At 47.1% G+C, this 12,037-nt stretch carries 9 protein-coding genes and 1 pseudogene; 1 reads left to right on the forward strand and 9 read right to left on the reverse strand.

From position 1 onward, the window contains the following. Positions 1-46: 46 nt before the first annotated feature. Positions 47-753, forward strand: a pseudogene (locus tag POF51_RS03100) (spore germination protein); the annotation flags it as partial. Positions 754-1,079: 326 nt separating this feature from the next. Here POF51_RS03100 and POF51_RS03110 read toward each other — a convergent pair. From POF51_RS03110 to POF51_RS03150, 9 genes are all read right to left on the reverse strand, one after another. Continuing rightward, positions 1,080-1,844: a LamB/YcsF family protein gene (locus tag POF51_RS03110; RefSeq protein WP_069845203.1), complete on the reverse strand. Its 765-nt coding sequence runs from the start codon at positions 1,842-1,844 to the stop codon at positions 1,080-1,082. A gap of 4 nt (positions 1,845-1,848) precedes the next feature. Further along, the gene (locus POF51_RS03115) at positions 1,849-2,856 is read right to left on the reverse strand and encodes a biotin-dependent carboxyltransferase family protein (RefSeq protein ID WP_271753784.1); all 1,008 of its coding nucleotides are present in this window, start codon (positions 2,854-2,856) and stop codon (positions 1,849-1,851) included. Further along, positions 2,857-3,606 (reverse strand): 5-oxoprolinase subunit PxpB, encoded by a 750-nt coding sequence (gene pxpB / locus POF51_RS03120; RefSeq protein WP_271754189.1) that lies wholly within the window; start codon positions 3,604-3,606, stop codon positions 2,857-2,859. Between the two features lie 31 nt (positions 3,607-3,637). Further along, on the reverse strand, positions 3,638-4,285 hold the full coding sequence (gene pcp, locus POF51_RS03125; protein WP_271753786.1) for a pyroglutamyl-peptidase I: 648 nt from the start codon (positions 4,283-4,285) through the stop codon (positions 3,638-3,640). Then, the gene (locus tag POF51_RS03130) at positions 4,257-7,457 is read right to left on the reverse strand and encodes a M14 family metallopeptidase (protein ID WP_069845207.1); all 3,201 of its coding nucleotides are present in this window, start codon (positions 7,455-7,457) and stop codon (positions 4,257-4,259) included. The genes pcp and POF51_RS03130 overlap by 29 nt, the downstream gene beginning before the upstream one ends. Before the next feature lie 13 nt (positions 7,458-7,470). Then, positions 7,471-8,382 (reverse strand): ABC transporter permease, encoded by a 912-nt coding sequence (locus POF51_RS03135; protein ID WP_017248277.1) that lies wholly within the window; start codon positions 8,380-8,382, stop codon positions 7,471-7,473. Continuing rightward, positions 8,379-9,314 (reverse strand): nickel ABC transporter permease, encoded by a 936-nt coding sequence (nikB, locus tag POF51_RS03140; RefSeq protein ID WP_069845208.1) that lies wholly within the window; start codon positions 9,312-9,314, stop codon positions 8,379-8,381. The genes POF51_RS03135 and nikB overlap by 4 nt, the downstream gene beginning before the upstream one ends. 70 nt (positions 9,315-9,384) lie before the next feature. Beyond that, positions 9,385-10,965 carry an ABC transporter substrate-binding protein gene (locus POF51_RS03145; protein WP_271753790.1) on the reverse strand — a complete coding sequence of 527 codons (1,581 nt, stop codon included), beginning with the start codon at positions 10,963-10,965 and terminating at the stop codon, positions 9,385-9,387. Between the two features lie 68 nt (positions 10,966-11,033). Next, positions 11,034-12,029: an ABC transporter ATP-binding protein gene (locus POF51_RS03150; RefSeq protein WP_017248274.1), complete on the reverse strand. Its 996-nt coding sequence runs from the start codon at positions 12,027-12,029 to the stop codon at positions 11,034-11,036. Positions 12,030-12,037 lie beyond the last annotated feature (8 nt).

A 12,037-nucleotide genomic window follows, 5' to 3' on the forward strand; every position in this document is an offset into this window, starting at 1 on the left:
AAACCGACATGATCACGAAATGGAATGAGTTTCTTTCCATCGCACCACGGAAAACGAGTTTAGTGTCGTTGGACCAAAGGTAGGCTTTGTTGAAAACATCGATATCAACCTGCATCTCATCCGTCAACAAATCAGCACACCCAAATTAATCATTCGAGAGTTAACCTTAGGTACGCTCTCTCATACGCGCATAGCCGTTGTCTACTTGTCTGGTATTACGAATCCTCAGCACATTGAAACCGTTGAGCAAAGACTACAGACGATCGCACTATCTTTGATTTCTTCATTTCTCCTGAGGATTATTATTTACCGTGGATCTTATCGTCCTTGTTTCGGTTGATTCGCATTTTTGGTGTGCTTTTTTCTATTTTGATGACACCTGCCTATACGGCCGTTCTCACTTTCCATTTGGAAATGATTCCGCAAGACATGCTGGCTCCGATTATTTTATCGAGGAAATACGTCCCGTTTCCCCCTGTTTTAGAGGTGCTTTTCTTGGAGCTGACGATCGAGTTTTTGCGAGAAGCAGGTGCCCGGCTCCCGACAAAGGTCGGACAGACTCTTGGAATCGTAGGTGGAATCGTCATTGGTCAAGCATCCGTAGAAGCTGCCTTGACCAGTAATATATTGCTGATCATCGTTGCTCTGTCTGCGCTTGCCTCTTTCACTACCCCCATTTACAAAATGTCAAATACGATTCGATTTCTGCGCTTCCCGCTCATTATTTTACCTGGATTTGCAGCGATTGGAGTTCATTGTGATATCTCTTTGGCTCTTCGTGATTTTGCCAAACATCTGTCTGAATCTATGGGGGGTTACCCGCGGACTGAAACAAATATTTGGCCTCAGTCAAATCCGCGCCCTTCTGCTTCTCCTAGCGTCTCTGGCAATGGGTTCCTTTCTGCTCGAAGGTACGACTCCTTTGCTCATGGCACTCGATTTTTATGGGAAAGTGAGCATCGTTTTCATTTATGGCTATATCCCGCTGTTGTTCTTGCTCTTCCTCCTCTGGGGGAAAAAGCGAAGTACCGCACGATACCAGACTCCCGGAGCGGAAACAGAAAAAGCCCGATAGATGTCTATCGAGCAAATCGTGCTGCGATTGTCATGCCAGCTCCTACCAAAGCTTCTCGGATGCTTTGCGCGAATTCCAACGCATGGGCACCGTCGCCATGAATACAAATCGTATCGGCCTGAATCGGGATATCCACGCCTTGCTGGGTCAGGACGAGTCCCTTGCTTACCATACGTATGACTTGCTGGAGGGATTGCTGTTGGTCTGTAATCATCGCATTCGGCTGACTACGTGGTGTCAGCGTGCCATCCTGCTGATACGTGCGGTCTGCAAACACTTCATGCGCCGTAGCAAGACCGATTTTTTCCCCTGCACGCGTCAACTCGCTTCCCGCCAAGCCATACAACACCAGCTCCGGATTTACTTTGTAGATGGCCAACACGATAGACTCAGCCAGAGCGGGTCTTGTGGCTGCCATATTGTACAAGGCCCCGTGTGGCTTCACATGATGCATGACGCCTCCTTCTGCCCGTACAAACGCTTGCAGGGCGCCGATTTGGTAGAGGACTAGCTCGTACGCCTCATCAGGGGAAATCTCCATGTTGCGGCGACCGAAGCCGACCAGATCAGCGAATCCGGGATGGGCACCGATTGCCACACCTGCCTCCAAAGCCATTTGCACCGTTTTTCTCATTGTTCCTGGGTCTCCAGCATGGAAACCACAAGCCACATTTGCAGAGGTGATATAGGGCAAAATCTCTTGATCGTTGCCCAACTGATAGGCGCCAAAGCTCTCTCCCATATCACAGTTTAGATCTACTGTTTTCATCTTTTTACCTCCATCCCACGGTTACTTCTATACCAAGCTTGATCGCCTTCATCAATGAATCCCTCTCGATAAGCGCCTTTTGAGCATCACGCAGAGAAATCTCTTGAAAGTGAATCTTTTCGCCTGGCCGCAACTGGGCGACGATCGGCAAATCTATAGTTGGCACATAGCCTATCTTCGGATAACCGCCAATGGTTTGTCTGTCTGCCATCAGGATAATAGGTTGACCGTTAGGCGGAACCTGTATCGTACCTACGGTGACCGCAGCCGAGATCAGTTCCATCGCCTGCGTAAGTTCGAGCGCCGGTCCTGTTAAACGATACCCCATCCTGTCTGATTGAGTAGACACTTGAAAGGTTTGTTCGAAAAAGCTTTGACGGCTCTCTTCCGAAAAATCTGCGAATTGCTCGCCTTGTATCACCCGTACAACCGCTTCTCCATTTTTTACAAGCGTACTAGAAGGAATAAACCAATTCGCTTGGTAGAAAGGAGCTGCTCCTGCCTTTTTTTCCAATTGGTTAGCGAGAAATTGGCTGAATGAACCTGGAGAGCTTTGAACTAGCTTATCTCCTGCCGCAAGCATTCTACCCGCAAAGCCTCCGAAGCTTCCACGGAGATTCGTACTACGACTACCCATCACAAGTGGCACATCCCATCCGCCTGCGACTGCGAGATAGGCGCGACAGCCTTCCTTGGCCAGGCCAAACTTCAAGATGCTTCCACTCCTGATCCAGACTGCTCGATTGGGCAAAACGGATCTATCATTGATCGTGGCTTTGAAGTCACCACCACAAATGGCGATTAGCATGTCCTTATGAAACAATAAGCTAGGGCCTCTCATCGTCAGCTCCAGAACAGCATCCGTTTGTTGATTGCCAACTAACATGTTCGCCATCTGTACAGCTTGCTTGTCCATCACCCCACTGACACTGACCCCAACCTGCTGAAAGCCAAATCTACCTGTATCTTGAACGGTCGTGCAAAGTCCTGGCGTAATCACCTCTATACTCACTTAGTACACCTTCTCCCCGTTATCGTATTCCCGCTCGGAGATAGGACGAAAGCGAACTTTATCACCAGCGCACAAGAGACTTGGAGAACTTTCATCTGCCTGAAATAAGCTCAGTGGTGTTCTTCCGATAATTTGCCACCCACCTGGGCTCTCTATCGAATAAATACCTGTTTGCAATCCTCCGATCCCTACACTACCCATCGGAATAGATAGTCGTGGCGAGGAACGTCGCGGCGTGGCCAGTCGCTCATCCATTCCACCGAGATACGGAAAGCCGGGAGCAAATCCGATCATGTACACCAGATACTCTGTTGTCGAATGGATCGAAATCACTTCCTCTACACTAAGACCATTTTGTTTGGCGACTACCTCCAGATCTGGACCAAAGCTCCCTCCATAACAAACCGGGATTTCTACCAGTCTGTACTCTGTAGAGTGAGTGTTGGAGATTTGCTGCGACATTTGCTCAAGAATAGCAACGGCACGATCGTATGGCAAAATATCATCAAGTGGATCGAAAAGAGTAATCGGATCGTAATAGACTGTAACAGTCGTAAAGCCAGGTACAGATTCGATCATCCCGGGGAAAGGATGCTCCTGTAGGTATTCAGAGAATAGGATGACCTTCTCATGGGTCTGTTGATCGATAACCTCTCCTAGTTTGACCATGACACCCGAGTCCCCAAGAGGAGAGAATTCATATCTAGGCAACGTTTTTCCCTCCATTTTCGAATATCGGTATTGCCACATGAATTGAAGGGAGGAGGGTTTCTCCTCCTGCTCAGCTAATTTGTCCGCCTTCCATGACAATATCCCGCTCATTAGATAGGGTCGTCTCGATTGCCAATCGCAAGCCTTTTACAATTGTTTCTAACGCCATGCTTGGCTGCCCTGCTTGCCTTGCTGCCTGTTCAGGCAAATAAGGGATATGGATGAACCCTCCGCGTACGGAAGCTTTTTTCTCAGCAAGGTAATGCATCAATCCATAAAAAAGATGGTTGCACACATATGTACCCGCCGTCTGCGATATGGAAGCCGGAATTCCTTGTTGTTTTAACTCATGTACAATCGCTTTGATTGGCAATGTAGACCAGTAGCCAGTAGGACCGTTTTCCCTGATCGGTGTATCAATCGGCTGATTTCCTTCATTATCCGGGATTCGAGCATCATTGACGTTAATCGCTACACGCTCAACGGCAATATCTCCTCGTCCACCTGCTTGACCGATACATAACACGATGTCCGGATTCGTTTCTTCTATCGCTGCGTACAGATGTTCGATAGATTTTTCAAAAACCGTAGGAATTTGGCGCAGCTCTACTTTATACAAATCAGACTCGATTTTTCCCAGCTCTTTTACCGATTCCCAAGCAGGGTTAACCGTTTCTCCACCAAAAGGATCAAACCCTGTTACTAAAATGGTCTTCATGATTGTTTCCTCCGATCCGCATCGGTCTCATTCGTGAGAGTCGAATATGGTTTTGTCCATACTGTCGCGAAACACGCCGTGGGCTGGATGCCACACACTCCATGACAGCACGATTGAAAATCTTATGTGTTTCTATGCAATCTCGCAATGCTCCTCCCGCAACCGTCTCATCAGCCGCTTCCGTTATTAAATCAAGCGTCACCCATTCAGGAAAACGAGAGAGTAAGGAAGGAGAGGTTCTGTTCGGCTTTGTAGGCCACCGATAAAACAAGAAATCTTGATCAGTAGGCAATGGGAAAATGGCGGGCTCCCAGTTATGTCCATACCGAATGTAGCGCTCGATAAAGCGTTTATTTTTGTTCCACAGACGCGGATGATGTCTCAGTCCTTCCTCGGCTGCCTTTTGAATCGTATCAAGAGCGACAGCATGATAAGGATAGTCAGATCGCTCCATCTCGCGGCCAATCCCGTAAAAGAGTGAGATCGGCATCCAATAAGATACAGGGAATCTCGGCGGGCTATTGTACCCTGCGAATGGTTGTGTCCATTCATGCGAAGGGATTCCGTGATCATCGATGATCACATCCGGCAACCAGCGATAAAACAGTTGGGGAACCACCCGCGATTCGCCAAAAACGCTCGGCTGAAAACGGTGATTGGTGTATTCTAATCCAACGGCATTATAACGGGCAGCATGATGCTTCCAAAATGGATTATCTTTGACGAGCTCTTGATGAAGTGCGACCCCATCCGGATTGGCAAATGGAATCACGACCAGATTGAAACGAGTAAGCCAATCCATTTTTTCGGCAAGGATCTCTGCCACCAGCTCACGTGCAGCAGGCATACTGGAAACCTCGTTTGGATGATGTCCGGTTTCGAGCAAAATGGTTGGTTTATACAGAGAGAGCTTGTGAGTTGATACGTATTTGGAAATCTGGGGTGCTGTTACCTCCACTGCATAAATCGGCCGTCCTTCAAACGATTTCTCTACTTCCCACATATGTACAGACGGATGTGTAGCCAGCTCTGCCCATTCGCCCATATCTGGATAATGGTTTCGGTGTAGATAAGGAAGCTTCCGTTCTTCGTTGCTGGTACTCCTTTCGTACGTTCTCAGGATGCGTGCTTTTACAGGAGCAGATTGCTCTGCCTCGAAGTATAAATGAGTCGTTTTGATAGAAAAAGCTTGTTCTTCTTTATATTCTTTTACGCGAATGGTTGCCACTGGAGAGCTTGCTGGTTTGACCTTTACAAATGGTCGCACCGCCCCCGGAGAATTCCACGCCACTCCCGTTTTTCTTTCACCCAAATACGCATAGTAGTCCAGCGTATAAAAATAAATATCTTCATGCAACGCTTCTAACGACGATATGGTTTCTTCGTCTATGTCTAGCCGTTCTTCCTGTTCACTCATAGTGACGGTTACCTCTATCGAATGAAAGAGCGGAGTGTTTCCTTGATACGGTTCAATTTGTTTACATAACAATTCTTCCGTCAACTCAGGTAAAAATTGCTGCGTATAGAATTGCCAAAACCTCTCTCGATCCGTAGGAACCAAGAATTGTTCTTTAGTTGTTCGATAGGAGAAGAAGAGTCCAGACGTAGTTGGATAAGCTCGACTTTGCTCGTCGGCATACGGCATTGTGGATACAGGTACATCCAAATTCCATGTACCTAAGTGCTCCAGCCCGACTCCCCATGCTTCGACTTGGTATGTAGTCGGTAGGTTCTCATCCATCACGATTGATACTTGCGACAAGGACAAGCCCAATTCTTTTTCCAACAACTGATCAACCGGGTATAATTCTTGAAGCCATCGATGAGAAAGCTCCATCCCACCTTCTCTTTCCTCTCGTTGGAAAGAGATCAAAATTCGATCTACTCGTTCCCCTGTACGTACAAGAGACGGCAAAATCGTTTCTTTTATCCAGCACAAACCTGGTTTAAAAGCAGAGTGAATATGTACCGTACTATCGTTATCTGGAAGCAGCTCTGTGATTGCGCTCTTCCAGCATCGCTCCAACGCACGTCGAATCTCTTTTGGTTCTGATAAAAACGCCGTGACCGCCAGCGGAGAAGATAAGCACCCGTCCGTCTCCATTCGACTAGCAATCGCGATCAACTGCTCATGAAACAACTGTTCTATCTCATTTCGTTCGCCCTGGTCTTTCCATGTTTTCTCTATAAATAGGGGGAATTCCTTCTCTTTTGGCTCGTCTGATTCTTCCCATGCACCAAAAGTCCCCCCGAGTCGGTGCGAAGTGGCAGTCCCAAAATAATCAAGCGCCGCAACAAGCGCTTGTCCTCCCCCTGAAAGCTGAATGACTCTTGTTGTCTTTTCTCTAGGGTCTGGGATTACTTCGACCACTCCACTTGCTAGAGGTGCTTCACCATTCATGTGTAAGCAAAAAGTGAGCTCCGCAATCCGATTTGCTTCTCCTGTGAGCGGGAAATGTATCCCGGTCGAAGCTAGACCAATCCGAGCTGCAAAGCGGGCGGCAGACATAACCGCCTCTGCAGTATGGATCCCTGTAAAAAATACATCTGTCCGACTCGTTAAATCCGTACGCCCCGCTTGATAGAACCCTGCCGTTGTCCAAAGCTCTGTCAGACTTTCAAGTGGAGTTGGTCTCTCTACGATAGGACTTCCCTCATGCGAGCTCATCAGCGCATACTGGGGTATCGCAATCTGACAAACAGGTGAAGCATCCGCACAAACATATAGTTGAACTTCATGTAAAGAACAACTAATCCTTTCAATGTCGCCGAGTGAAGTTGTTGCAGGTGCTGCATCTGTCCAATATGCCGCCATCCAGCGAAGTAATCGACTAAGACTCTCCTCACTTCCACCAACGAAAGCAATTCGATTGTCCCCTCGATCGAGCGTGCATGACGCATCATCCACATCGCAGGATGGCTCGATACATACTGTGCAAAGCCACTCACCGCTTTTCGTGCTGCTAGCAACCATCGGTGAATCTTCCATACAAATGGAAGGCAGATCTAGCTCACTTGTTTCAAGGCCTAATCGGGCACAAAAATCAATGAATCCTTCTACGACGATTCCCGTTTGAAAACAGAAGGAAACAGACAATGAATCAGCTACACCGTCATTGTTTCGGTCCGCAACTAACCCTTTCGTTGTAAAAATATCACCTAGCCCTCTCATAGGTTAGCCCCCTTTACACGCGCAGATTTGGATCTAGCTCATCACGCAGCCAATCGCCCAGCAGGTTAATTCCAAACACCGTAATCATAATGGCGATGCCAGGGAAAGTAGCAACCCACCATGCCGTCTCTAGATAGTTGCGACCGTCTGCCAGCATGCCGCCCCATGTAGGAATCGAAGGGTCTACACCCAATCCAATAAACGTCAACGATGCTTCCAACAAAATGTTGGTGGCTACATTTAACGTTGCCAATACGATGATCGAAGAAGAAACGTTTGGCAGGACATGTTTTCTGATGATCCGCAAATTCGTAGCCCCGATTGCTTTGGCAGCCTGGACGTATTCCATTTCTTTTACACTCATAACCTGTCCTCGAACCAGTCGTGCAAAGCCTACCCAGTTACTGATCCCTAGAACAAGTATGAGCTTCCATAGACCTGCCCCAAAGACCGTCATGACGATAATCGCAAACAAAATGAAAGGGAATGCCAGCTGTACATCTGCCAAGCGCATTAACAGATCATCTACCCAGCGCCCGTAAAAGCCTGCGATGAGGCCCAGAATCACCCCGATAACCAAGGAAATCAGTACGGATACGACACCAACCAATAACGATATTCGCGCTCCGTAAATGATTCGGCTCAGTAAGTCACGTCCTACCTGATCCGTACCTAGCAAATACTCGGATTTCCCCGTATCGTCCATCCACGAGGGAGCAACCAACCGTGCACGCAAATCAGCTTTATCAGGAGTAGATGGCGCTATTACCGGTGCAAAAAGTGCGGATACGACGGCAAGCATAAGCAAGAACATCCCCGTCATTGCCCACCGATTTCGAACGAATCTTCTGCCCATCTTGCTCCATTTTCCACGTTTTTTGATTGGTGGATTGGTCTGATTGTTTGTAACTGTCGCTGTCGTCATTCGCTTTTTCCTCCTTCCTGCCTAATACGTGGATCAATAAAGCCATAACTGATATCAACCAACAGGTTCACGAAGATCATCAAAAAAGACAAGATAATCACAGAGCCTTGAATCACTGGAAAGTCACGTTGCGATATCGCATCAATCAGCATACGCCCAATACCTGGCCATGAAAAAACTTGCTCAATAATCACGGTACCTCCCAACAACGTTCCAAATTGCAATCCAATAAAGGTTACCGTTGGGATTAATGCGTTTCGTAAGCCATGCTTGATGATGACAAGCCATTCCTTGATCCCTTTGGAACGAGCCGTATTGATATATTGCTGATTCATTACCTCCAGCATGGAAGAGCGAACTAATCGAGCCAAAATTCCTGACAAGATGAGTCCGAGTGCAACAGAAGGCAGAACCAAATACTCCAGACCTTCATAACCAGAAGCAGGAAACCAGCCCAGCTTAACGGCAAATATGATGATTAACATAATCCCTAACCAAAAGTTAGGAAAAGAGATTCCTAGCAATGAAAAAATGCGTCCGAAAAAGTCAGCTACGCTGCCTCTGTAAACAGCGGAAATGATACCTACTGGAATCGCAATCAACAGGGCGACAAACATTCCCCCGAAGGCAAGCAGCAAAGTTGCTCCCATCTTCTCCTTCATCATGTCGATCACGCTCTCACCCGTTCGGAAAGAGGTGCCAAAGTTTCCGGTAAACATATCTTTTAAATAAAGCCCGAACTGTACATAAACGGGCTCGTCCAGACCGAGATTTTTCCGAAGCTCAGTAATCGCTTCTTTGGTAGGCTCACCTGCTTGAAACATGATCGATACTGGGTCACCAGTCATTCGCACCAGGACAAAAATGACAAGAGTAATAGCAAGAACGACAAAAACACTATGTAGTAGACGTCTAATTAAAAAGGCTGCCATCCCGCTCCTCCTTTATCAAAAGTGAAGGGAATAGAAGAGACATCTTCTACTCCCCTGTTCAAAACATTCCTTATTCAACCGATACTTCGCGCAAATCGATACGTTCATCTGCCGGAGGTTGGAAGCCTTTTACTCGTTTGTTCGCAGCCCACAGGTTGATCGTTTGATAGAGCGGTATATCTGGGACTAGCTCATACAGACGTTGATTCAGCTCTTTAAATGCTGCCAGACGCTTTTCTTGGTCAAACGTGGAGCGTTCTGCTTTCAAGAGCTCCTCTACTTTTTCGTCATGGAAATCAGGGTTCCAGAACTCGCCTTTGTGATACATCAGATAGGCAGTATTATCAAAGTCGAGCGTCCATCCACCCCAGCCATTCCGGTACATATGTCCTGCTTTTCCCTTCGGAATGAGGTCAGAAGTAAATGTAGAGCTGTCCACCAGATTCAGCTTCACCTTGAGACCGACTTGGCCCAATTGCATTTCGATCGCTTGTGCTACCTCTTTAAATGTAGCATCTGTACCTGGGAGGAAGAGATCAAGCTCAGTTCCTTCCTTCACACCTGCTTCTGCGAGCAGTTGTTTTGCTTTTTCTGGATCATAATTGCGTAATGGCAGGTTAGGATCATAGCCGAAAGACATATCGCTTTGGAATGAATTGACGCGCTTACCATATCCGCCGAGCAGCGTTTCGATAATCAAGTCTGCATCAATCGCGTAAGCAATCGCTTCACGGACTTTTACATTGTCGACTGGCTTCATCGATGTATTGAAACGAATCGAATAAACGGTTGGCGACCCGACTTGCATCAGTTCAAGATCAGACATGCCCTTAATGGATTCTGTTTGGCTAATCTCGACTTTTTTCATAATGTCGATGGCACCTGTTTGCATTTCAGCGAGACGTGTAGTCGCTTCTGGAATAAAACGGAACGTTACTTTTTCCAGCTTCGGTTGACCTTGCTTCCAATAGGTTTCATTTTTCACCAGTACAACCTTGCTATCTTTTTCATAGCTATCCATTTTGAAAGGACCCGTACCTACTGGATGCGTGTTAAAGTACTCGTCCCCTTTTTCCTTGTAATACTTAGGCGGAACGATCACGGCGCCATAACCTGCCAGCTTTGTAATGAGTACAGGATCTTTTTCCTTGAGAATCATGTTGACTGTAAACTCGTCTACCACTTCTACACGGTCAATCGAAGCATAGTTCGCTTGCTGTGGTCCTTTTTTCCCTTCTTCACCAAGCAGGCGATCAAATGTAAATTTCACTGCTTCCGCATTGAATGGCTCGCCGTTGTGGAAGGTAACTCCTTTACGAAGTTTAAATTGAAGTGTCTTGTCATCCTTGAACTCCCACGATTCAGCGAGTCCTGGCTGGATTTTCAAGTCGGTGGTACGCTCGACTAAGCCTTCAAATACAGATGTTGCTACAGTACTCCAATCAAGCAAAAACGTATCAATCGGATCCCAAGAGTGCGGATCTCCATTCACACCAAGTGTGAGTTCATTTTTTGCCGGAGCTTGCGCTTCTGTTTTAGGTTGCGGATTTGCCTGTGTGCTAGTGTCAGCCGGCTTACTCGAACATCCGCCCAAAGCAGCAGCTAGCACGAGTAATGCGGAGCAAGCGGTGATACCTACCTTCTTTTTCAAAACAAGTCCCCCTTTTCTTTTCGTTCTGGAATTCATGTTGAAAAAAATATGATAGCCGTCATTTGCTCCTATTGGTTATACAAATGACAGGCAACATATCGACCATCGCCCATCGATTGAAATTCGGGCTTGTCCGTTTTGCAAATTTCCATACAATCCGGACAACGCGTATGAAACGTGCAGCCACTCGGCGGATTCGCAGGACTCGGTACATCTCCAGTCAAGATGATGCGCTCACGCTTCATTTTCGGCTTGGCAATCGGAACTGCGGACAGTAATGAGCGGGTATAAGGATGCAGCGGCTCTTCATATAGCGCATTTTTGGGTGCCAGCTCAACCATCCGTCCCAAATACATCACGCCGATCCTGTCGCAAAAATGCTTCACGACGCTCAAGTTGTGAGAGATGAATATGTAAGTGAGTCCGTATTGCTTTTGCAAATCTCTCATCAGGTTCAATACCTGGGATTGAATCGATACATCGAGCGCAGATACTGGCTCATCTGCCACAATCAGCTTGGGATTAAGCGCTAGCGCACGTGCAATGCCGATCCGCTGTCGCTGACCACCACTAAACTCATGAGGAAAGCGTTCCGAATTTTCCGATTTTAGACCGACAACCTGCATCAATTCCGCTACTTTTTCCTTGCGTTCTTTTGACGTTTCATACAGTTCGAAAATGATCATCGGCTCTTCAATGATCTCCCCGACTGTCATTCGCGGATTGAGGGATGCGAACGGGTCTTGGAAAATGATTTGCAAATCCTTTCGCTTCATCCTCATCTCATTTGGGGAAAGTGCCGCTAAATTCTCTCCTTGAAAAATCACTTCGCCACCCGTAGGCTCGAGCAATCGCAGAATGGCTCTGCCTGTGGTTGACTTCCCGCAACCAGATTCACCTACAATTCCGAGCGTCTCCCCCGTGGCAACGGTAAAAGAGAGATCGTCAACCGCTTTGACGTGATTCGTTACCTTCTTCAATAATCCACTGCGAATCGGAAAGTATTTTTTTAACCCTCGCACCTCAAGTAAGGGCTTACATTCTGATTGTTCCAAAAGATTCACGTCCCCTC

It is taken from the genome of Brevibacillus sp. AG, from assembly GCF_028369215.1.
GTDB lineage: Bacteria > Bacillota > Bacilli > Brevibacillales > Brevibacillaceae > Brevibacillus > Brevibacillus porteri.